Source organism: Lysobacter lycopersici, from assembly GCF_007556775.1.
Taxonomy (GTDB): Bacteria; Pseudomonadota; Gammaproteobacteria; order Xanthomonadales; family Xanthomonadaceae; genus Pseudoluteimonas; species Pseudoluteimonas lycopersici.
Window position 1 is genome coordinate 2,128,629 of record NZ_CP041742.1, and the last position, 21,297, is coordinate 2,149,925.

Sequence of the window (21,297 nt, forward strand, 5' to 3'; positions counted from 1 at the left end):
CATAATCCTCGCATGGACCGCTACGAACGCATCCTCGCCCTGCACCGCACCCTCCAGGCCGCGCGCTACCCGGTGACGGTGGCGAGGCTGCAGGACGAACTCGGCTGCTCGCGCGCCACCGTCTACCGCGACCTCGCCTTCCTGCGCGATGCGCTGATGGCGCCGGTGGTGGGCGACGGCGAAGCCGGCTTCCGCTACGACCCCGACGGCGGCGGCCGTTTCGAACTGCCGGGCCTGTGGCTGAATTCCGAGGAACTGCACGCGCTGCTCGCCGCGCAGCAGTTGCTGTCGCGCAGCGGCGGCGGGGTGCTGTCCTCGGCGCTGGCGCCGCTGCAGCAGCGCATCGAGAAACTGCTCGACGAGCATTCCACCGGCCGAAACTGGCCGATGCAGCGCGTCCGCGTGATCCCGCATCGCGGCCGGCGCATGGACGAGCATTCCTTCCGCATCGTCTGCTCGGCGGTGCTGGAGCGCAGGCAGTTGTCGTTCGACTACCGCGCGCGCTCCACCGACGAGTCGACGCGGCGCACGGTGTCGCCGCAGCGCATCACCCACTACCGCGACAACTGGTACCTCGACGCCTGGGACGAGGACAAGCAGGGGCTGCGCAGCTTCTCGGTGGACCGCATCGCCGCCGCGCGCTTGCTCGACTCGCCCGCGCGCGACGTCGACGACGCCGAGCTCGACCGCCAGCTCGCCGGCGGCTACGGCATCTTCTCCGGCGAACCCAAGGGCTGGGCGACGATCGTGTTCGGCGCCAAGGCCGCGCGCTGGGTCGCGGACGAACGCTGGCACTCGCAGCAGCAGGGGCGCTTCCTGCCCGACGGCCGCTACGAACTGAAGATTCCCTACAGCAACGCGCGCGAATTGCTGATGGACGTGCTGCATTACGGCGCCGATGCCGAGATCGTCGAGCCCAAGGCGCTGCGCGAGCAGATGCGGGGCATGCTGCAGCTCGCGGTCGCCAACTACGACTGATGCAGGCGCAGCGCGACGACCGGGTGGCATTGGCGCTGGGCGCCGGTGGCGCGCGCGGGCTGGCGCAGATCGGCGTGATCGAGGCGATCCAGGCTCGCGGGCTCGAGATCGCCGCGGTCGCCGGCAGTTCCAGCGGCGCGCTGGTCGGCGGCGTGTTCGCGGCCGGCAAGCTGGCCGAATTCCGCGAAAGCATCGAGGCGCTGGATCGCGGCGCGTTCCTGCGCCTGCTCAGCGATCCGGCCTTGGGCGAGGGCGGCCTGTTCCACGGCCATCGCCTGGTCGCGGCGATGCGCGCGGTGGTCGGCGATCCCGACATCGAGACGCTGCCGATTCCCTTCATCGCGGTCGCGGTCGACCTGATGCGCCAGCGCGAGGTATGGCTGCGCGGCGGGCCGTTGTGGCAGGCGTTGCGCGCCTCGTTCGCGATCCCGGGGCTGTTCACGCCGGCGCTGGTGCACGGCCGCGAACTGGTCGATGGCGGCCTGCTCGCGCCGCTGCCGATCACCGCGACGCGCCTGTCCGACGCGCACCGGCTGATCGCGGTCGACATGCACGGCTGGCCCGAACGACCCAGCGGCGCGCTGCCCGACGAACGCGTGGACGAGGACGACGGCCACGGACTCGCCGCGTGGATCGAACGCCGCGTGCACCGGCATTGGCCCGAACATGGCGAGAACGCCATCGGCCTGACCGAGGTGATGGCGCGTTCGCTCGACACCATGCAGGCGCAGATCGCGCGCGTGCAATTGGCGCTGGACCCGCCCGAGGTGGTGATCCGCATCCCGCGCGATGCCTGCCTGTTCTACGAATTCTGGCGGGCGAAGGAACTGGTCGAGATCGGGCGCAAGGAAGCGGAGAAGGCGCTGGACGCGGCGGGGTATTGAATTTGTTTTCCCTCTCCCCTTGTGGGAGAGGGTGGCGCGTAGCGCCGGGAGAGGGGGAAGGACGAACGCCCCTCTCCTGTCCTGCGGACATCCTCCCCCTCAAGGGGGGAGGAAAAGCAAATCGCAATCCGTGAGAAGCCGCGGCCGCAGCCTGTCTGCCACCCGACACGGAGCCCCGCCATGCACGATCCGCGACCCGAGCGTTACCTGCGCACCGCCGTCATCCTCGGCGCGCTCGCCGTGCTGCTGGTTCCCGCCGCGCGCGGCAACAGCGACTGGTTCGGCTTCCTGCCGCTGTGGCTGCTGGGCATGCCGCTGGCGGCGTGGTGGAGCGTCGCCGGTTTTCCCCTGCCGCGGGCCGCGACCGCGCTTCCGCGCCGCCGCCGCGCGCAGGCGCGCCGCGTGACCTTCCGCATGCGCTGAGACTGGAGTCGCGTGCTAGCGTTCGGGGTTCCACCCCAACGCGAACACGCCATGCGCCAGACCCGTTTCCTCCTCGTGCTGATGGCCGGGCTGGCCACCGCGCCGGTGTTCGCCGCCGACGCCCCGCAGGAGCCCGCCATGTCCGCCACCGACGATCCCTATCTCTGGCTGGAGGACGTGACCGGCGAGAAACCGCTGGCCTGGGCCCGCGAGCAGAACGCGCGCACCGACGCCGAACTCGCGTCCACGCCCGGTTTCGACGCGCTGCAGGGGCAGGTCGAGGCGATCCTCGATTCCAAGGCCAAGATCCCGGACGTCGAGAAGATCGGCGACTACTACTACAACTTCTGGAAGGACGCGCAGCACCAGCGCGGCCTGTGGCGGCGCACGACGCTGGCCGAATACCGCAAGGCCGAACCGCGCTGGGAAACGGTGATCGACCTCGACGCGCTCGGTGCGGCCGAGCACGAGAACTGGGTCTGGCACGGCGCCGACTGCCTGCGCGAGGCGAACGGCCATTACCAGCGCTGCCTGGTCGGTTTGTCGCGCGGTGGCAGCGACGCCGACGTGACCCGCGAATTCGACCTCGATGCCAAGGACTGGGTGGAAGGCGGCTTCTTCCGCCCGGAAGCCAAGGGCGACCTCGGCTGGATCGACCGCGACCACGTCTATGTCGGCACCGATTTCGGCCCCGGTTCGATGACGACCTCCGGCTACGCGCGCATCGCCAAGCTGTGGACGCGCGGCACGCCGATGTCCGCGGCGACGACGGTGTACGAAGGCAAGAACGACGACCTCGCCGTCGGTGCGTTCCGCGACCGCACGCCGGGTTTCGAGCGCGATTTCGTCAACCGCACGATTGCCTTCTGGAACGACGAATTGTTCCTGCGCAGTGCGGATGGCACTTTGATCTTGGTTGGTGCGCCGAACTCGGCCGGCAAGGACGTGCATCGCGAATGGCTGACGCTGCAACTGCGCGAACCGTGGTCGGTCGGTGGCCACGATTATCCCGCCGGTGCGCTGCTCGCGACGAAGTTCGACGACTTCATGGCCGGCAAGCGCGATTTCGCCGTGCTGTTCACGCCCAGCGACACCACTTCGCTCGAAGGCACGACCTGGACGAAGAACAAGCTCGTTCTCAACGTGCTCGACGACGTGAAGAGCCGGCTTGAGGTGCTCGATCCCGCGCAGGACTGGAAAGCCACGCCGTTCACCGGCAATGGCGGCATCGGCACGCTGTCGGCGCGCGCGGTCGACAACGACGACAGCGACGACCTGTGGCTGACCGAAACCGGCTTCCTCACCCCGACCACGTTGTCGCTGTGGAAATCTGGCGAGAAACCGGAAGCGCTGAAGTCCAACCCCGCGTTCTTCGATGCCTCGAAGGATGTGGTCGAGCAGCAATTCGCGACCTCGAAGGACGGCACCCGCGTGCCGTACTTCATCGTGCGTCCGAAGAACCTCGCGTTCGACGGCAAGGCGCCGACGCTGCTGTACGGCTACGGCGGTTTCGAGGTGTCGATGGTGCCGTCCTACTCCGGCGTCGTCGGCAAGGCATGGCTGGAACGCGGCGGCGTGTACGTGCTCGCCAACATCCGTGGCGGCGGCGAATACGGTCCGCGCTGGCACCAGGCCGCGCTGAAGGCGAATCGCCACGTGGCCTATGAGGATTTCGCCGCGGTCGCGCGGGACCTGGCCGAACGCAAGGTCACTTCGCCCGCGCACCTCGGCATCGCCGGCGGCAGCAACGGCGGCCTGCTCACCGGCAACATGCTGGTGCAGTATCCGCAGTTGTTCGGCGCCATCGTCATCGAAGTGCCGCTGCTGGACATGAAGCGCTACAGCCACCTGCTCGCCGGCGCCTCGTGGATGGCCGAGTACGGCGATCCGGATACCAGCGACTGGGATTACATCAAGACCTTCTCGCCGTACCAGTTGTTCGATCCGGCGAAAACCTATCCGCCGACCTTCATCTGGACCACCACCCGCGACGACCGCGTGCATCCGGGCCACGCGCGCAAGATGGCCGCGAAGATGCTGGCCGCGGACAAGGACGTGCGCTACTACGAGAACACCGAGGGCGGGCACGGCGCCGGCGCGACCAACCGCCAGCAGGCGCACTTGTGGGCGCTGACCTACGCCTTCCTCTGGAACGAGCTCGCGAAACCCTGAATTCCGCGGGGCGGTTTCGTAGGGAAATCGTCGTTCCATACGTCTGGAAAGAGGTGAACCGTTGCGTTCGCCTCTTCCAGGCCCCATCCATGAAGCCCGCACTTCTCCTGCTCCTTGCCTTGATGACCACGCCCAGCCACGCCGCCGATGCGCCGGTGCCGCCCGATGTCGCGCGCAAGCCGCATGTCGTGACCGCGCCGTTCGGCGCTGAACGCAACGACGAGTACTACTGGCTGCGCGACGACACGCGCAAGGACCCGGAGATGCTCGCCTACCTCAACGCGGAGAACGCCTACGCCGATGCGTTGATGGCGCCGCTCAAGCCGGTCGAGGACAAGCTCTACGACGAGATCGTCGGGCGCATCAAGCAGGACGATGCCTCGGTGCCGGTGCGCGAACGCGGCTGGTGGTACTACGCGCGCTACGAGGCAGGCCGCGACTACGCCATCTACGCGCGGCGCAAGGACGGCGCAGGCATCGATGCGACTTCGATCCTGAAGGCGAACGCCGCCGGCGATTTCGCCGGCGAGCAGGTACTGCTCGACGAAAACGCGATGGCCGAAGGCAAGGATTACTTCCACGTCGCCGAATACGAAGTTTCGCCCGACAACCACATCATGGCCTGGACCGACGACGACGTCGGCCGCCGCCAGTACGACATCCGCTTCAAGGACCTCGACACCGGCGAGGTCTATCCCGACGTGATCCATGGCGCGGCGTACTACACCGCCTGGGCCGACGACAACCGCACGCTGTTCTACGTTGAGAACGACCCGGACACGCTGCTGACCAAGCGCACCAAGAAGCACGTGCTCGGCACCGACCCGAAGGACGACCCGATCGTCTACGAGGAAGCCGACGATCGCTTCTACATGGGCGTGTGGCGCAGCCGCGACGACAAGTACCTCTGCATCGACGTCGGCGCCACCGAAATGACCGAGGTGCGCTGCGCACCGGCCGCGGATCCGCGCGAATTCACCGTACTCTCCCCGCGCGAGGACGGGGTCGAATACCACGCCGACCACATCGATGGGCATTGGGTGATCCGCACTAATGCAGACGGCGCGACCAACTTCAAGCTGGTCACCGCGCCCGACGGCAGCCATGCGCGCAAGGACTGGGTCGACCTCGTTCCGCACCGCGCCGATGTGTTCGTGCAGGATTTCGACTTGTTCGACGGTTTCATTGCCATCGAGGAACGCTCCGGTGGGCTTGAACGCATCCGCCTGCGCAGGAACGACGGCAGCGACCAGTTCGTGCAGGCCGACGAGCCGGCGTATTCGATGGCGCTCGACGACAATTCCGAGCACGACACGCCGTGGCTGCGCTACGGCTACACCTCGCTGACCACGCCGGGCACGATCTACGAACTCAACGTCGACACCGGCGAACGCCGCCTGCTCAAGCAGCAGCCGGTACTCGGCGGCTACGACCCGGCGAACTACGTCACCGAACGCTTGTGGGCGACCGCGCGCGACGGCACGAAGATTCCGGTGTCCGTCGTGTATCGCAAGGGCTTCGAGAAGAACGGCAAGGCGGCGATGCTGCAGTACGCCTATGGCAGCTACGGCCATTCCACCGATCCGGCGTTCAGCGTCACCAACGTCAGCCTGCTCGATCGCGGCATGGTCTATGCCATCGCCCACGTGCGCGGCGGCGAGGAAATGGGCCGCGCCTGGTACGACGACGGCCGCCTGCTCAACAAGAAGAACACCTTCACCGATTTCATCGACGTCACCGACTTCCTGGTGAAGCAGGGTTATGCCGCGCCGGGTCGCGTCGCGGCCTACGGCGGCAGCGCCGGCGGCCTGCTGATGGGCGCGATCGCGAACATGGCGCCGCAGAAGTACCGCGTGATCCTCGCGCAGGTGCCGTTCGTGGACGTGGTGACGACCATGCTCGATCCGTCAATCCCGCTGACGACCAACGAATACGACGAGTGGGGCAATCCGGAGAAGAAAAAGGCCTACGACTACATGCTCTCGTATTCGCCCTACGACAACCTGGCCAGGCAGGCCTACCCGGCGATGTTCGTCGGCACCGGGCTGTGGGATTCGCAGGTGCAGTACTGGGAACCGGCGAAGTATGTGGCGAAGCTGCGCGACCTCGACACCGGCACGCACCCGGTGGTGTTTCGCACCAACATGGACGCCGGCCACGGCGGCAAGTCCGGGCGCTTCCGCCGCTACCGCGAACTGGCGGAGATGTACGCGTTCATGCTCGACCAGTTGGGCGTGGCGGGAGGCGCGGTGTCGCCCTGAGCCGGGGCTATACTCGCGCCCATGAAAACGCCCCTTCGTTTGATCCTTCCGGTTGCGTTGATCGCGACCCTCGCCGGCTGCGGCAACAAGGGCCCGCTGGTGCATCCGCAGTCGCCCGCGGATGAAATGGCCGTGCCCGCGACGACCACGGCCCCGGCCGACGCGACCATGCCCGCTCCCGCGAGCACCGCGCCCGCGGCTCCGGCCGACGTGCCGGCGCCCGCGACGCCAACCGATACCACCACACCGCAGACGCCGCCTGCCGATGGCAGCACGCCGCCGCCCGCGAACGGAGGCGGTTGAGCGATGGGCGCGGACACGCCGCGCCAGCCGCTGCGTTTCACCAAGATGCACGGCGCGGGCAACGACTTCGTCGTGCTCGACCTGCGCGACGGGCGCGCAACGCCCGACCCGGATTTGTGCCGCGCACTGGCCGATCGCCACATGGGCGTCGGCTGCGACCAGATCCTGACCATCGAGGCGCCGCGCAACGCGAATGCGGTCGCGAGTTACCGGATATGGAACGCGGACGGCTCGCATGCGCAGCAATGCGGCAACGGCGCGCGCTGCATCGCCGCGTGGCTGGTGCGCGACGGCGCCGCGCCCGCGCACGGCGATTTCGCCATCGACAGCCCGACCGGATTGCATGCCGTCACGCGCGATGCGCAGGGCCGCTTCGAAATCGACATGGGCGCGCCGGAATTCTCGCCGCCGCGGATTCCGCTGGCGGGCTTCGAAGGCGAACAGGACGAATACGCGCTCGAACTAGGCGGCGGAACGCTGCGCTTCGGCGCGGTGTCGATGGGCAATCCGCACGCGCTGGTCGAAGTCGACGCGGTGGACCTCGCGCCGGTCGGCCATATCGGGCCGTTGCTGCAACGCAGCCATGCGTTCCCCGAATCGGTGAACGTGGGCTTCGCCCAGGTGCTGGCGCCCGACCGCATCCGCCTGCGCGTGTACGAACGCGGCGTCGGCGAAACCCTGGCCTGCGGCAGCGGCGCCTGCGCGGCGGTGGCGGTGCTGGCGAAACGCGGCCGCGTCGATGCGGCGAACGGCGTGACGGTCGCGCTGCCCGGCGGCGATTTGCATATCCACTATGATTCGAACGGACGCATCGCTATGTCGGGACCGGCGGTGTTCGTATTCGAAGGGGAGTGGAATCAATGATCGAGCAGGCGGAAAAACTCGGCGCGCACGAAGTCGCGGCATGGCTGCGGCGGCATCCCGCCTTCCTCAAGCAGTTCCCGGATCTCGCGATCAGCCTGGTGGTGCCGCGCGACGAAGGTCCGGCCGCCTCGCTCGCCAGTTACCAATTGGAAGTGCTGCGCGACAAGAATCGCGAGCTGTCGCGCCGCCTGCATGAGCTGTTCGCCAATGCGCAGGACAACGAGCGCCTCGCCGTGCGCACGCACCAGCTCACGCTGGCGTTGCTGCGGCAGAAGAACGCGGGCGACACCGTGCGTGCGATGGCGGCGAGCCTGGCCGAGGATTTCCAGGGCGACCTGGTGCGGATCGTGCTGTTCGAACCGGTCGCGGGACTCGACGACGTCGACTGGCTGCAGGTCATTCCCGCCGGCGACGCGCGGCTGGCGCCGTTCCGCGATTGCCTTGCCGATGGCGAACCGCTGAGCGGGCGCCTGCAGCCGGAGAAGCATGCGTTGCTGTACGCGCTGCGCGGCGAGGAAGTGCAATCCAGCGCGCTGCTGCCGATGCCGGGCGTTGGCCTGGTCGCGGTCGGCAGCCGCGACGCCAACCGGTTCTATCCGGGCATGGGCACGCTGTTCCTGCGGATGATGGCCGAATCGCTGGCGGTGGCGTTGCAGCGGTTCGATTGATTTTTCCTTCTCCCGCTGGCGGGATGAGGGCATGTAGCCAGCGGGCCACTGGCCCGCACATGCCCGAATGCCAAGTGCAAAGCACTTGGCCGGGCGCGAAGCGAGGTGCCGAAGGCGGATGAGGGTGGACGAATCCAGACCATCGATCGACGGCTTCCTCGACCACCTCGCGGTCGAGCGCCAGTCGTCGAAGCACACCATCGACGCCTATCGCCGCGACCTGCAAGCGCTCGCCGACTGGGCGAAATCGCAAAACGTCGACGACGTCGCCGCCTTGCAGGCCGCGCAACTGCGCGCCTTCATCGCCTACGAGCACCGTCGCGGACTGACACCGAAAAGCCTGCAACGCCGTCTTTCCGCCTGCCGCAGTTTCTACCAGTGGCTGCTGCGGCACGGGCGCATCGCCGCCAATCCCGCCAGCGCGCTGCGTGCGCCCAAGGCCGCGCGCAAATTGCCGCAGGTGCTGGACGTGGACGAAGCGGTGCAACTGGTCGAAGTGCCGACCGACGCGCCGCTAGGCCAGCGCGACCGCGCGTTGCTGGAATTGCTGTATTCCTCCGGCCTGCGCGTGTCGGAACTGTGCGCGCTACGCTGGCACGACCTCGATCTCGCCGATGGACAGGTCACCGTGCTCGGCAAGGGCTCGAAGCAGCGCATGGTGCCGGTGGGTTCGCATGCGCGCACAGCGCTCGAAGCCTGGCGCGCGGAACAATCGCCGAAGCCGGACGCGCCGGTGTTCCCGGGACGCGGCGGAAAAACCATCACGCCGCGCGCGGTGCAACTGCGCCTGCGCCAGCTCGCGCAGCGACAGGGCCTGTTCAAGCGCGTGCACCCGCACTTGCTGCGCCACACCTTCGCCAGCCACGTGCTGGAATCCTCCGGCGACCTGCGCGGCGTGCAGGAACTGCTGGGCCACGCCGACCTCGGCACCACCCAGATCTACACCCACCTCGATTTCCAGCACCTCGCCAAGGTCTACGACGGTGCGCACCCGCGTGCGAAGCGCAAGGGCTGAGCGCGGGATGCGATAATCCACGCATGGTCGATCGAAGCGAAAAATCCGGCACCACCCATTTCGGCTTCCGCGACGTGCCGGTGGGCGACAAGCAGAAGCTGGTCGGCGAGGTGTTCACCTCGGTTGCCGGCAAGTACGACCTGATGAACGACGCGATGAGCCTCGGCATCCATCGCGCGTGGAAACGCTACTTCGTCGCCACCGCGCAGGCGCGCAAGGGCGACCGCGTGCTCGACCTCGCCGGCGGCACCGGCGACATCGCCGCGCTGCTGAAGGAACGCGTGGGCGACACCGGCGAAGTCGTGCTCGGCGACATCAACGCGGCGATGCTGCGCGCCGGCCGCGACCGCATGACCGACCGCGGACTGGTGCGCGGCCTCGACTACGTGCAGTGCAACGCCGAGGCGCTGCCGTTCCCCGATGCCAGCTTCGACCTCGTCACGATCGCCTTCGGCCTGCGCAACGTCACCGACAAGGACGCGGCGCTGCGCGAGATGCTGCGCGTGCTGAAAGTGGGCGGGCAGGCGCGGGTGCTGGAGTTCTCGCAGGTGACGGCCGAGTGGTTCAGGCCGATCTACGACTTCCACTCGTTCAAGGTGCTGCCCGCGCTCGGCAAGCTGTTCGCCGGCGACGCGGACAGCTACCAGTACCTCGCCGAATCGATCCGCAAGCATCCGCCGCAGGACGAACTCAAGGCGATGATGGAACGCGCCGGCTTCGCGCGTTGCGGTTACAAAAACCTCAGCGCCGGGATCGTGGCGGTGCACACGGGTTACAAGGCGTAGCTACTTGCCCTGTGGGAGGGGCTTTAGCCCCGACTGGCGAAGCTCGCGGCTGAAGCCGCTCCCACAAAAGCCAGTGTTCGCTATTCCTTCGAAAATCAAGGCTGCCAACCGTAGGTGAACTTCGCGAACACGCTGCGCGTGTTGCCGAACAGGTCCGGGTTGTCGTCGTCCATGAACGCGCCGTAGGACGCGCCGGCGTAGAGCGCGGTGCGCGGGTTGACCTTGTACGAATACACCAGCTGCGCGGCCCAGTCGCGCGCGGTTTCGTTCACCGTGTCGACGTACAGCGTCTGGTCGCGCAGCACCTCGCTGCCCTGCAGGGTGAGGCGCAGGCGCTGGCGCGGATCGAACTGCCAGCTGCCGCCGGCGTTGACGAGCGTCGCCTCGAACGCGGTGCCGCCGCCGCGGCGCATCCATTGCTTCGTCACGTCCCAGTTGAGGGTGAGGCCGCGGCCGATGTCGGTGTTGCCCCAGAGTTCGAGCAGGGTGCGTCGCCCGGTCTTCGCCGCGGTCAGGTCGAGCATTTCGCCGACGTTGGCATAGGCGCCGAGCAGCAGCTTCGGCAGCGGGCGGAACTGGATGTTGACGTCGGCGTAGTGTTCGTCGAACAGCGTGTCCTGCCAGAAGCGCGCGCGGGTCAGTGCGTGCAAGCTGAAGTTGCTCTGCATCGGGCCATCGGCCTGCAGTTGCGCTTCCCATTCGCGTTCCAGCAGCTGGCTGTCGAAGCGGTGGGTGATGTCGAAGTCGGCGTAGAGGTTGATGCGGTTGAGCGCCTTGTCGTCGCGGAACCAGGTATAGCCGCCGCCGGCGAGGGACTTGTCGTAGCCGACCTGGCCGATGAAGCCGAGGTCGGCGCGGAAGCCGGGATCGACGTCCATGTGCCAGGTATCGAAATACCAGTTGCGGTTGCTGAAGGAATACTCCGTGCGCCATGCATCGCCGACCGGCGTGCGATCCGACAGGTCGAGGTCGGTGACGCCGTCGTCGATGGCGCGGTCGATGAATTCCTGCGGATATTCCGACTGGCTGCGCAGGAACTGCGCGGTGACGGTGTGCGGTCCGCTTTTCCAGCGTCCATCGACGCCGACGACGTCGTTGGAATAATCGTCGCCTTCGCGGAAGGTGCCGATCACGCCGATGCTCGCATGCTGGTTGAAATCGTAGCGGTAGCGGCCGACCGCGACATCGACCTTCTCGTCGAGCGCCTCGAAGCCGGAACCGAGCACGCCCGGCACCAGGACCTGCGGCGCGGCATCGCGCGCGACGATCGCGCCGTAGGTGCTGCCGCCGCTGCGGCCGGTCACGCGCAGGCCGTAGTCGGGGTCGGCGATCTGGCGGGTGTAGAGCACGTTGAACGGGGTGGTGAAGTAATCGGCGCCCTCGAGGAAGAACGGCCGCTTCTCCTGGTAGAACAGGGCGAAGCTGTCGTTGAAACCGAGTTGCAACTGGTCGGTTTCGACCTGCGAGAAATCCGGGTTGATGGTCGCGTTCAGGGTCATGTTCGGCGACGGCGCCCAGCTCACGTCCACGCCCGGTTCGATCGAGGTATCGGCGCTTTTCCATGGCGTATTCGCCGCGTCGCGCGTCTGTTCGGCGCCGACGGTGACCGTCGGCACGACCTCGAGGTTGCGGCCCTGTTTCGCGCCTGCGAGGCCGGTGTATTGGCCCCATTCGCATTCGAAGCAATTGGATTCGCGCGGCACGCGGTGGCTGGTCAGCTGGTGGCGCTTGTCGCGCGGCCAGTTGCGGAACAGCGAAATGCCCCAGCGCTGGTCGCCGCCGCCATTGGGGAAGCGCAGCGTCGAGAAGGGAATGCGCATCTCCACGTCGTAGCCTTCGGCGGTGATGCGGCCGGCGCTTTGCCACAGCCCGTCCCAGCTCGAGTCTTCCTGGTTGTCGGCGTTGGTCTCGTCGCGAATGATGTCGCCCTGCACGCCGAGCGGATTCACCACCAACTCGTAGCCGCGGCGGTGGTCGTTGAAGGTGTCGAGGAACAGGCCGACCCAGTCGTCGTTGAACGCGGCATCGCGGTCGCGCAGGTGGGCGAGGATCTTCGCCGGGTCCGGGTCCAGCGCGTGGTAGGACACGTACAGCGCATCGTCGGTGTAGCCGATGCGCACGACGGTCTTGACCGGCGCCGGGGTGTTGTCGCCGGGCTGGATGTCGTAGGCGATGTCCTGCACCAGCGCGCCCTGCCATGCCGCATCGTCGAGCACGCCGTCGATGGCGATGTCGCCCTGCAGTTTCGGGATGCTGCCGCCGGGCACGTAGGAACCAGGAGGCGGCGGTGGCGGCGCATCGGGCGCCTGTGCGAACGCCGGTTGCAGGGCGAACAGGCAGGCGAGGGCGAGGATGCAGCGGCGGGGCGTGGGCATGCGTCGTGGGGAAGGTGGATGTCGAAGCTACGATGCGCGACGCCGCGCAAGGGTTGCAGTGCCGCGAGTCGGGTTGACGAAAGTCACGATCGCGTGCCAGCGGCCGCGTGCGCGTGGCGCTAAACTGCGCGCCTTCCCCCACGCAGGCCGCTCCGATGCGCCATTCCCTGCTGTTCCTCCCGTTCGCCGCGGTGCTGGCGCTGTCCGCCTGCCAACGCGCCGAAACGCCGTCCGCGCCGGCGCCGTCCGCCGCCAAGAAGGAGGCCGCCATGCCCGCGCAAGCCGTCGTCGACGAACATTCGTATTCGCAGCCGGACAAGGTCCGGACCACCGACCTCGCGCTCGACCTCGCCGTCGATTTCGACAAGAAGGAAATCTCGGGCACCGCGACCTACAGCCTCGACTGGAAGGACAAGAAGGCGACCCAGCTCGTGCTGGATAGCCGCGACATCACCATCGAGAAAGCCGAGGCGTTGGATGCGAATGGCCAGGCCACGCCGCTCGCCTTCAATCTGTCGGACAAGACCGATCCGATCCTCGGCACCAAGCTCACCATCGACACGCCGACGCGCCCGGCCAAGGTACGCGTGACCTATCGCACTTCGCCGAACGCCTCCGGCCTGCAATGGCTCGATCCGGCGATGACCGAAGGCAAGAAACAGCCCTTCATGTTCAGCCAGTCGCAGCAGATCCACGCGCGTTCGTGGGTGCCGCTGCAGGACACGCCGATCATCCGCTTCACCTATTCGGCGCACGTCACCGCGCCGAAGGACGCGATGGTGCTGATGAGCGCCGACAACGACCCGAACGCGGTTCGCGACGGCGATTACGCGTTCAAGATGCCGCAGAAGATTCCCTCCTACCTGCTCGCGATCGCCGCCGGCGACCTGGTGTTCAAGCCGATCAGCGAGCGCAGCGGGGTGTGGGCCGAACCGGCGATGGTCGACAAGGCCGAGCACGAGTTCGAGGACACCGAGAAGATGATCCAGACGGCCGAGAAGCTGTACGGGCCGTATCGCTGGGACCGCTACGACCTGCTGGTGCTGCCGCCGTCGTTCCCCTACGGCGGCATGGAGAATCCGCGCCTGACGTTCGCAACGCCCACCGTGATCGTCGGCGACAAGTCGCTGGTGTCGCTGGTCGCGCACGAGCTCGCGCACAGCTGGTCCGGCAACCTCGTCACCTTCGCCACCGATCGCCATGCGTGGCTCAACGAAGGCATCACCACCTACGTGCAGGGCCGCATCACCGAGGCGCTGTACGGCCAGGACATGGCCGACATGGAGCAGGTGATCGACCGCGACGAGCTGAAGAAGGAATACAAGACCCTCGATCCGAAGCTGCAGGCGCTGGCGCTGAAGCCGGGCGACCTCACCGATCCGGACGACGCGGCCAGCGACACCGCCTACACCAAGGGCGCGTGGTTCATGCAGTGGCTGGAACAGAAGTTCGGGCGCGCGACCTTCGATCCGTGGCTGCGCAGCTACTTCGACCACTTCGCGTTCCAGAGCATCACCACCGAGCAATTCCGCGACTACCTGCAGAAGAACCTCGTCGACAAGCACAAGGGCACGGTGACGATGGCCGAAGTCGATGCATGGCTGTACGGCCCGGGCATCCCGGCCGATGCGCCGCAGGTGCAGTCGCGCAAGTTCAGCGTGGTCGATGCCGCGCGCATCGCGTGGTCGGGCAGCGGCACGCTGCCGGCGCCGCAGGTGACCGGCGTGTGGGGCACGCAGGAATGGGTGCACTTCATCGAAGGCCTCGGCGACACGCTCAAGCCGGAGCAGCTGAAGCAGCTCGATGATGCCTACCACTTCACCGGCACGCCGAACGGCGAGATCGCGCAACGCTGGTATCCGCTCACCGTGCGCAGCGGCTACACCGACGCGCGCCCGGCGATCGCCGCGTTCCTGGAGAAGATCGGCCGGCGCAAGCTGATCATGCCGACCTACGAGGAACTGGTGAAGACGCCGGACGGGCTCGCGTTCGCGAAGGACGTATTCGCCAAGGCGAAGCCGGGCTACCACCCGATCACCACCGGATCGGTGCAGGAAACCATCGACGGGGCCAAGCCGGCTGCGCAGTAAGCGATGTTGCGTCGAATCCCGTTCGGCAAGTTCGCGGCCGCCCTCGTGGCGGCCGTGTTGCTTGCGGCGATCGCGGCCGTCGCGTGGAATCCCTACCTGCTCGTGCGCGGCGAATTCGCGCGGCAACGCATCGCCGCCGGACTGTCGCAGCATTCGGTAGAAGTCGCGGGATTCCATTGGGTCTACGCGACGCGCGACGCAGACGTCGTCGACGCACCTACCGTGGTGATGATCCACGGCTTCACCGGCGGCAAGGAGAACTGGTATCCGCTGGCGCGCGAGTTGCGCGGTCGCTATCGGGTGGTGATTCCCGATCTTCCCGGCTGGGGCGCGAGCGAACGCAAGCCCGGCGCCGATTACGGTTTCGTCGCGCAGGCCGAACGCGTCGCCGCGTTCATCCGCGCGGTGTCGCCCGGCAAGCCGGTCGTGCTGCTCGGGCATTCGATGGGCGGCGGCATCACCGCGCTGGTTGCGGCGCGGCATCCCGAACTCGTCTCGCGCGTCGGCCTGCTCGACGCCGCCGGCGTGCGTTTCCGCGACAACCGCTTCGGCGAGGAAGTGCTGGCGGGGAAGAATCCGTTCGCGGTGACGGACGACGCTTCGCTCCACGCCTATCTCGACGTGCTGTTCTTCGACAAGTCGAAAGCGCCGGCGATCCCGTGGCCGGCTTCGGTCGGGTTCATCCGCCAGCGCCGCGCCGATGCCGCGTTCGAGCAATCGGTGCTGGACAAGATCGGTCGCGGCCCGCAGCGCTTCCTGCCGGGCGAGGAAGCCGCGAACATCCACCAACCCGCATTGCTGCTTTGGTGCAAACAGGACGCGGTGATCGACGCCAGCGCGCTCGACCTCTACGCCGCGCGCATGCCGCAGGCGCGCAAGCTGCTGCTCGACGGCTGCGGGCACATGTCCATCACCGAACAGCCGCACAATGTGGCCATGGCGGTCGAATCGCTGATCGAACAAGGAGTCGCACGATGAACATCAAACTCACCGCTGGCGCATTGGCGCTTGCCATGCTCGCCGCCTGCCACGGCAAGGATCCGCAGGCCGAGGCAAAGGCGCAGGCCGCACAAGCCGCGGCGCAGGAAGCGGCCGCGAGCGATGCCGCCAAGGCCTTCGACGCCGCGGTCGCGCAGCAGAACTGGCGGCTCGCGAAGGCGCAGGGCGACGTGCTGGTTGCGCAATTCCCGCAATCGCAGGCGGCGCAGCGCGTGCGCACGCAACTCGTCGACATCAAGGCCAAGGCCGATGCCGCGCGCGAAGGCGAACGCACCGCCGCGCTGTGGAGCTACGACAAGGAAGCGGTGAAGGGCGGCGGCACGCAGCTCTCGGCATCGATCTACTCGCGCGATCCGGTCGATACCGGCGGCGGCGCGCAACCGGTGCGGCTGATCTTCCGCGATCATCCCTCGTGGGGGCGCAGCAGCTACCTCGTGCTCGCGGGCGGCGATTTCGACAAGAGTTGCTACGGGCACTGCAAGGTGATGGTGACCGTCGACGACCAGGCGCCGAAGGCGATGGCCGCGAACCGGCCGAAGACCGACGAGGCGATCGCGATGTTCATCGACGACTACAAGGGGCTGTGGAGGCTCGCGAAGTCGGCGAAGGTGCTGACGATCGAGTTCCCGGTGAAGGGTTACAGCAAGAAGACCGCGGTGTTCGAAACCGCCGGGCTGGATGCGACGCAGTTGTCGAAGTGGAATTGACTGGGCCACAACAACGAAATCTTCTTCACTTGCGGCCTTCGATCGTTTGCTAAGGCAGCAGCCGGTTTGCTGAGTTATTTGCAGCGGCTAAGAGCTTTTATCAATACTGCTGTGTTCTCGGAAATAAGCGTGTGCGTTCTCGTATGTCGCGCGCACGACGTTATCTAGTTCGGCGGGCTCTAACGGCGAGAGATACATGGCTACGCCAAGGCCAAGTTGAACAAAAACCAAAATATTGTCTACAGATGCGATTAACTCATCCCATTCGATGGTGAGGTCACCCCAGGTTTCGTGCATTGTGTAAATACCAAGTACCTCTTTCCCTCCGTGTACTAAACCGGACAAATCTCGATAGTGGTTTTTGACAGATTCAAGGAGCTTGTCTTTATCCCAACCGAGATGTTGGCTGGCGTCGATTGTTATCTCGGTAATGTAAATTGAGCGCTTCCCGCGATTTGGCATTTTGCCTTTCTTTCGGAAACGCATTAGTTCCTTTTGGCTGGCGGCCTTGGCAAAGTATGCCGACCGTAAGACGTATTCCATTTGGGCGCGTTGCATGATTAGTGCAGAGGCCCAAGATTGCTCTGGCTGGTTAATCAACAACGCGTAGACAGCTTCGGCAATATCCATTGAAGCGAGTACGAGAGGAATTACCGTAGCGCTACGCTCGTCAACCTTGATTTGAAGTTTCCCCAACGCAGATTGGGTTTCATGTACTAACTTCAGTGCAGTGCTGGCGCGATCCCGCAATTTCTGCGATGGAAGATTCACGAGTGACCTCAGATCGTAAGACGAGCCCCGGCCTGCCACTGTCGCAACGCTGAGGTTGCCCCTCACCCGCCTTCGGCTGTCTCCCACGCTACGCGGGGAGAGGGAAAAGCATCAGGTCAATGCATACCCGAACTGCTGGCGGAACTGTTCGGAAAAATCCTTGTAGTCGAAGCGCTGGTTCTGCGTGCCCGGGTGCTCCACCTTCAGCGCGCCCATCAAATTGCCCATGCGGCCGATGGTCATCCAGTCGTAACCCTTCTCGATGCCGAAGATCAGCCCCGCGCGGAACGCGTCGCCGCAGCCGGTCGGGTCGGTGATGCGGCGCTCGTGCGCGGGCGGCACGTTGTGCTTGTCGCCGCCGGCATGGATCTCGCAGCCATGCGGGCCGCGGGTGATGACGTAGGCCTTCACCTTGCCGGCGATTTCGGTCTCGCTCCAGCCGGTGCGTTCGGCCAGCAGGTTGGATTCGTAATCGTTGACCGTCACGTAATCGGCCTGCTCGATGAAGGCGCGCAACTCGGTGCCGTTGAACAGCGGCATCGCCTGGCCGGGATCGAAGATGAACGGGATGCCGGCTTCCTTGAATTCCTTCGCGTTCTGCAGCATGCCCTCGCGCCCATCCGGGCTGACGATGCCGATGGTGACGCCCGGCACGTTCTTCACGTGGTTCTCGTAGCTGCGCATCATCGCGCCCGGGTGGAAGGCGGTGATCTGGTTGTTGTCGTGGTCGGTGGTGATGAAGGCCTGCGGGGTGAACAGCTCGTCGATCACCTTCACGAAATCGAGCTTGATCTCCTGCTCCTCGAACCAGGCCCGGTACGGGCCGAAATCGGCGCCGACGGTGGCCATCGGGATCGGGTCGCCGCCCAGCAGCTTGAGGTTGTAGGCGATGTTGCCGGCGCAGCCGCCGAACTCGCGGCGCATCCGCGGCACCAGGAACGAGACGTTGAGGATGTGGACCTTGTCCGGGAGGATGTGGTTCTTGAACTGGTCGGGGAACACCATGATGGTGTCGTAGGCCAGGGAACCGCAGATCAGGGCAGCCATGGAAGGTCCGGGCGGAAGAGAGCGGCGGACAGGTTAGCGGCCGGGGGCGGGCGGGCCAAGCAGGGCGCGTGCGAATTCGACCCCTCATCCGCCCTCCGGGCACCTTTTCCCGGAGGGAGAAGGAAGCAAAAACTGCTAGGCTATATGGCCCTTTTTCGGCCTTTCGGCACGGACATTCCCCCCGATGTTCAAGAAGTTCCGCGGCATGTTCTCCAACGACCTGTCGATTGACCTCGGCACGGCCAATACCCTCATCTACGTGCGCGGGCAGGGCATCGTGCTGAACGAGCCGTCGGTGGTCGCGGTGCGCCAGGACCGCGGCATCGGCAGCGCCAAGGCGGTGGCGGCGGTCGGCAGCGAGGCCAAGCAGATGCTCGGCCGCACGCCGGGGCACATGACCACGGTGCGGCCGATGAAGGACGGCGTCATCGCCGACTTCACCTACACCGAGGAAATGCTCAAGCACTTCATCCGCAAGGTGCACAAGTCGCGCTTCCTGCGCCCGAGCCCGCGCGTGCTGGTGTGCGTGCCGGCCGGCAGCACCCAGGTCGAGCGCCGCGCGATCAAGGAATCGGCCGAGGAGGCCGGTGCGCGCGAGGTGTTCCTGATCGAGGAACCCATGGCTGCGGCGATCGGCGCCGGCATGCCGGTGACAGAGGCGCGCGGTTCGATGGTCGTGGACATCGGTGGCGGCACCACCGAGGTCGCGGTGATCGCGCTCAACGGCGTGGTGTATTCGCAGTCGGTGCGCATCGGCGGCGACCGCTTCGACGAAGCCATCATCAACTACGTGCGCCGCCACCACGGCATGCTGATCGGCGAGACCACCGCCGAACGGATCAAGCTCGACATCGGCTGCGCCTATCCGCAGCAGAACGTGCGCGAAATCGAGATCTCCGGCCGCCACCTCGCCGAGGGCGTGCCGAAGATGATCAAGATCACCTCGAACGAAGTGCTGGAAGCGCTACGCGAGCCGCTGTCGGGCATCGTGTCCGCTATCCGCCTGGCGCTGGAGCAGACCCCGCCGGAACTGTGCGCGGACGTGGCCGAGCGCGGCATCGTGCTCACCGGCGGCGGCGCGCTGCTGCGCGACCTGGACAAGCTCATTTCCGAGGAAACCGGCCTGCACGTGCAGATCGCGGACGATCCGCTGACCTGCGTCGCGCGCGGTGGCGGGCGTGCGCTGGAGTTGGTGGACATGCACGGCAACGAGTTCTTCGCCGAAGATTGATCCTGAGCCTGCTGCGCTCGCCGGGCTCGGGCGCGTGCGGTGCTCGGAATCCTCATTGACCATCGCGTCAACTCCGGATCCCGGCCCTCAAGCGCAGCTCTCGGGCGTTCGGCATGTTGCAAACCTGCGGTTTGCGAGCAACATGCTTCACCCTGCGCTCCGCGCGCGCCCAATCCGGCTTCGCTCGCGACGGCTCATGCTCCCCTAGTCACTGACAACTAACGAAGCGAAGCGAAACGTGCCGCCTTACGCCGGTCCTCCCGTCCCACGCTACGGCGATGCCGCCGGGACGTTGCGGCTGCTGGGCTGGCTGGCGCTGGCGATCGCGCTGATCGTGCTCGACCACCGCGGCGGCTGGTTGTCGAAGGCGCGCGCGCAGGCCACGCTCGCGGTGCAGCCGCTGTGGCGCGTGGCGGCGCTGCCGAGCGAACTGGGCGCCGAATTGCGTTCCCGCGTCGCCACCCGCGCGCAACTCCAGCGCGAGAACGAAACCCTGCGCAACGCGCTGCTGGTCAGCGGCGCGCGCATCGCGCGGCTGCAGACCGCGGCCGGGGACAACGTGCGCCTGACCGGCATGCTCGGCGCGGTGCGGCGCGAGGGCTTCGACGTGCAGCTGGTGCCGATCCTCGACGTCGACCTCGATCCGACCCACCAGCGCCTGGTGCTCGACGCGGGCAGCCGCGACGGCGTGCGCATGGGCCAGAGCGCGGTCGATGCCGGCGGCCTGCTCGGCCAGGTCGTCGCGGTGACGCCGGGCACGTCGACGCTGCTGCTGCTCACCGATCCCGACCACGCGGTGCCGGTGCTGGTGCAGCGCAACGGCATCCGCCTGGTCGCCTACGGCACTGGCCGCAGCGACCGCATCGAACTGGCGAACGTGCCGATCTCCGGCGACGTGCGCGTCGGCGACCGCATCGTCACCTCCGGCCTGGGCGGGCGTTTCCCGCCGGGCTTCCCGGTCGGCACGGTGAGCGAACTGCGCCCCGACGAAAGCCGCGCCTTCCTCGTCGGCGAACTGAAGCCCGCGGCGCAACTCGACCGCGGCCGCGACGTGCTGCTGCTGCGCAAGGTGATCGCCGCGCCGCCGAAGATCGTCGCGCCAACGACGACGCAACCCGCGACGCCGCCCGCCGTTCCCGCGCCAGCATCAAATTCGCCTTCCGCGACCCCCGCCGCGCCGACGGGAGCGAAACCTTGAGCCGCGAGCGCAATGCCTGGCTGTTCCCGGTCAGCGTGCTGGTCGCGTTGCTGCTCGGCCTGCTGCCGTTGCCGGCGTGGATGCAGCCGTTCCGCCCGTACTGGCTGGCGCTGGTGATCGCCTACTGGCTGATCGAGGAACCCGAGCGCATCGGCCTCGGCATCGCATTCGCGGCCGGGCTCGCCGCCGACCTCGCGTTCGGCAGCCTGCTCGGAGAACAGGCGCTGCGCCTGACCGTGCTCGCGTTCATCGTGCAGCGCTTCCGTTCGCAGCTGCGATTCTTCCCGATCCCGCAACAGGCATTGGCGATCGGCGGCCTGCTGCTCAACGATCGCGTGGTCAGCGCCGCGGTGCACCTGACCATCGGCGAACCACGGGTGCCGTGGGCGTACTGGTGGGCGCCGCTGCTCGGCATGTTGCTGTGGGCGCCGCTGTTCCTGCTGCTCGACGGGCTGCGGCTCGGTCGCCAGAAATAGGCGCCCCGGGTCGTGTTCGGGCGTCGTCGCCGCCAGCTCAAGAACCCCTC

19 protein-coding genes are annotated in these 21,297 nt (G+C 66.8%); 16 read left to right on the forward strand and 3 right to left on the reverse strand.

Going from position 1 to position 21,297, the window contains the following annotated elements:
• Positions 1-12: 12 nt before the first annotated feature.
• The 10 genes from FNZ56_RS10490 (at position 13) to ubiE (ending at position 10,353) form a co-directional block, all read left to right on the forward strand.
• Positions 13-978: a helix-turn-helix transcriptional regulator gene (locus FNZ56_RS10490; protein ID WP_143879788.1), complete on the forward strand. Its 966-nt coding sequence runs from the start codon at positions 13-15 to the stop codon at positions 976-978.
• Positions 978-1,862: a patatin-like phospholipase family protein gene (locus tag FNZ56_RS10495; RefSeq protein WP_143879789.1), complete on the forward strand. Its 885-nt coding sequence runs from the start codon at positions 978-980 to the stop codon at positions 1,860-1,862. The genes FNZ56_RS10490 and FNZ56_RS10495 overlap by 1 nt, the downstream gene beginning before the upstream one ends.
• Positions 1,863-2,042: 180 nt before the next feature.
• Positions 2,043-2,285: a hypothetical protein gene (locus FNZ56_RS10500; RefSeq protein WP_143879790.1), complete on the forward strand. Its 243-nt coding sequence runs from the start codon at positions 2,043-2,045 to the stop codon at positions 2,283-2,285.
• A 51-nt stretch (positions 2,286-2,336) separates the two neighbouring features.
• The gene (locus tag FNZ56_RS10505) at positions 2,337-4,457 is read left to right on the forward strand and encodes a prolyl oligopeptidase family serine peptidase (RefSeq protein WP_246064577.1); all 2,121 of its coding nucleotides are present in this window, start codon (positions 2,337-2,339) and stop codon (positions 4,455-4,457) included.
• An 89-nt stretch (positions 4,458-4,546) separates the two neighbouring features.
• Entirely contained in the window at positions 4,547-6,718 is a 2,172-nt protein-coding gene (locus tag FNZ56_RS10510; protein ID WP_143879791.1) for a S9 family peptidase, read from the forward strand.
• A 21-nt stretch (positions 6,719-6,739) separates the two neighbouring features.
• Positions 6,740-7,021: an LPS translocon maturation chaperone LptM gene (lptM, locus tag FNZ56_RS10515; protein ID WP_143879792.1), complete on the forward strand. Its 282-nt coding sequence runs from the start codon at positions 6,740-6,742 to the stop codon at positions 7,019-7,021.
• A 3-nt stretch (positions 7,022-7,024) separates the two neighbouring features.
• Entirely contained in the window at positions 7,025-7,885 is an 861-nt protein-coding gene (dapF, locus tag FNZ56_RS10520; protein ID WP_246064579.1) for a diaminopimelate epimerase, read from the forward strand.
• Entirely contained in the window at positions 7,882-8,553 is a 672-nt protein-coding gene (locus FNZ56_RS10525; protein WP_185970731.1) for a DUF484 family protein, read from the forward strand. The genes dapF and FNZ56_RS10525 overlap by 4 nt, the downstream gene beginning before the upstream one ends.
• A 124-nt stretch (positions 8,554-8,677) precedes the next feature.
• Positions 8,678-9,568, forward strand: a complete 891-nt coding sequence (xerC, locus tag FNZ56_RS10530) for a tyrosine recombinase XerC (RefSeq protein ID WP_246064581.1) — start codon at positions 8,678-8,680, stop codon at positions 9,566-9,568.
• A 23-nt stretch (positions 9,569-9,591) separates the two neighbouring features.
• Positions 9,592-10,353 (forward strand): bifunctional demethylmenaquinone methyltransferase/2-methoxy-6-polyprenyl-1,4-benzoquinol methylase UbiE, encoded by a 762-nt coding sequence (gene ubiE, locus FNZ56_RS10535; protein WP_143879795.1) that lies wholly within the window; start codon positions 9,592-9,594, stop codon positions 10,351-10,353.
• A gap of 95 nt (positions 10,354-10,448) precedes the next feature.
• Here the strand turns inward: ubiE and FNZ56_RS10540 are convergent, their stop codons facing one another.
• A complete protein-coding gene (locus FNZ56_RS10540) occupies positions 10,449-12,728 on the reverse strand; it encodes a carbohydrate binding family 9 domain-containing protein (RefSeq protein ID WP_143879796.1) in 2,280 nt (759 codons plus the stop codon).
• Positions 12,729-12,883: 155 nt separating this feature from the next.
• Between FNZ56_RS10540 and FNZ56_RS10545 the strand changes: the two genes are divergently transcribed.
• The 3 genes from FNZ56_RS10545 to FNZ56_RS10555 are packed head-to-tail and all read left to right on the forward strand — an operon-like array spanning position 12,884 to position 16,524.
• Positions 12,884-14,818, forward strand: coding sequence for a M1 family metallopeptidase (locus FNZ56_RS10545; protein ID WP_143879797.1), 1,935 nt, complete (start codon positions 12,884-12,886; stop codon positions 14,816-14,818).
• A 3-nt stretch (positions 14,819-14,821) separates the two neighbouring features.
• Positions 14,822-15,796, forward strand: coding sequence for an alpha/beta fold hydrolase (locus tag FNZ56_RS10550; protein ID WP_143879798.1), 975 nt, complete (start codon positions 14,822-14,824; stop codon positions 15,794-15,796).
• Positions 15,793-16,524 (forward strand): hypothetical protein, encoded by a 732-nt coding sequence (locus tag FNZ56_RS10555; protein WP_143879799.1) that lies wholly within the window; start codon positions 15,793-15,795, stop codon positions 16,522-16,524. Before FNZ56_RS10550 ends, FNZ56_RS10555 begins: the two co-directional genes overlap by 4 nt.
• Positions 16,525-16,611: 87 nt before the next feature.
• On the opposite strand, the gene FNZ56_RS10560 is transcribed toward FNZ56_RS10555, so the two are convergent.
• Together FNZ56_RS10560 and FNZ56_RS10565 are read right to left on the reverse strand one after the other, a co-directional pair.
• Positions 16,612-17,295: a hypothetical protein gene (locus tag FNZ56_RS10560; protein ID WP_143879800.1), complete on the reverse strand. Its 684-nt coding sequence runs from the start codon at positions 17,293-17,295 to the stop codon at positions 16,612-16,614.
• A gap of 111 nt (positions 17,296-17,406) precedes the next feature.
• Entirely contained in the window at positions 17,407-18,342 is a 936-nt protein-coding gene (locus tag FNZ56_RS10565) for a carbohydrate kinase family protein (RefSeq protein WP_143879801.1), read from the reverse strand.
• A 184-nt stretch (positions 18,343-18,526) separates the two neighbouring features.
• Here FNZ56_RS10565 and FNZ56_RS10570 point away from each other — a divergent pair, with 184 nt between their 5' ends.
• The 3 genes from FNZ56_RS10570 to mreD all read left to right on the forward strand — a co-directional run bounded on the left by FNZ56_RS10570 (position 18,527) and on the right by mreD (position 21,247).
• A complete protein-coding gene (locus tag FNZ56_RS10570) occupies positions 18,527-19,573 on the forward strand; it encodes a rod shape-determining protein (protein ID WP_143879802.1) in 1,047 nt (348 codons plus the stop codon).
• 238 nt (positions 19,574-19,811) lie between these two features.
• Positions 19,812-20,771, forward strand: a complete 960-nt coding sequence (gene mreC, locus FNZ56_RS10575; RefSeq protein WP_143879803.1) for a rod shape-determining protein MreC — start codon at positions 19,812-19,814, stop codon at positions 20,769-20,771.
• Positions 20,768-21,247 (forward strand): rod shape-determining protein MreD, encoded by a 480-nt coding sequence (mreD, locus tag FNZ56_RS10580; protein WP_143879804.1) that lies wholly within the window; start codon positions 20,768-20,770, stop codon positions 21,245-21,247. Before mreC ends, mreD begins: the two co-directional genes overlap by 4 nt.
• Positions 21,248-21,297: the final 50 nt, after the last annotated feature.

Excerpts from the sequence above, each read along its gene's own strand:
- FNZ56_RS10490 (WP_143879788.1), top strand. The coding sequence starts at position 13 with ATGGACCGCTACGAACGCATCCTCGCCCTGCACCGCACCCTCCAGGCC.
- FNZ56_RS10495 (WP_143879789.1), top strand. The coding sequence starts at position 978 with ATGCAGGCGCAGCGCGACGACCGGGTGGCATTGGCGCTGGGCGCCGGT.
- FNZ56_RS10500 (WP_143879790.1), top strand. The coding sequence starts at position 2,043 with ATGCACGATCCGCGACCCGAGCGTTACCTGCGCACCGCCGTCATCCTC.
- FNZ56_RS10505 (WP_246064577.1), top strand. The coding sequence starts at position 2,337 with ATGCGCCAGACCCGTTTCCTCCTCGTGCTGATGGCCGGGCTGGCCACC.
- FNZ56_RS10510 (WP_143879791.1), top strand. The coding sequence starts at position 4,547 with ATGAAGCCCGCACTTCTCCTGCTCCTTGCCTTGATGACCACGCCCAGC.
- lptM (WP_143879792.1), top strand. The coding sequence starts at position 6,740 with ATGAAAACGCCCCTTCGTTTGATCCTTCCGGTTGCGTTGATCGCGACC.
- dapF (WP_246064579.1), top strand. The coding sequence starts at position 7,025 with ATGGGCGCGGACACGCCGCGCCAGCCGCTGCGTTTCACCAAGATGCAC.
- FNZ56_RS10525 (WP_185970731.1), top strand. The coding sequence starts at position 7,882 with ATGATCGAGCAGGCGGAAAAACTCGGCGCGCACGAAGTCGCGGCATGG.
- ubiE (WP_143879795.1), top strand. The coding sequence starts at position 9,592 with ATGGTCGATCGAAGCGAAAAATCCGGCACCACCCATTTCGGCTTCCGC.
- FNZ56_RS10540 (WP_143879796.1), bottom strand. The coding sequence starts at position 12,728 with ATGCCCACGCCCCGCCGCTGCATCCTCGCCCTCGCCTGCCTGTTCGCC.
- FNZ56_RS10545 (WP_143879797.1), top strand. The coding sequence starts at position 12,884 with ATGCGCCATTCCCTGCTGTTCCTCCCGTTCGCCGCGGTGCTGGCGCTG.
- FNZ56_RS10550 (WP_143879798.1), top strand. The coding sequence starts at position 14,822 with ATGTTGCGTCGAATCCCGTTCGGCAAGTTCGCGGCCGCCCTCGTGGCG.
- FNZ56_RS10555 (WP_143879799.1), top strand. The coding sequence starts at position 15,793 with ATGAACATCAAACTCACCGCTGGCGCATTGGCGCTTGCCATGCTCGCC.
- FNZ56_RS10565 (WP_143879801.1), bottom strand. The coding sequence starts at position 18,342 with ATGGCTGCCCTGATCTGCGGTTCCCTGGCCTACGACACCATCATGGTG.
- FNZ56_RS10570 (WP_143879802.1), top strand. The coding sequence starts at position 18,527 with ATGTTCAAGAAGTTCCGCGGCATGTTCTCCAACGACCTGTCGATTGAC.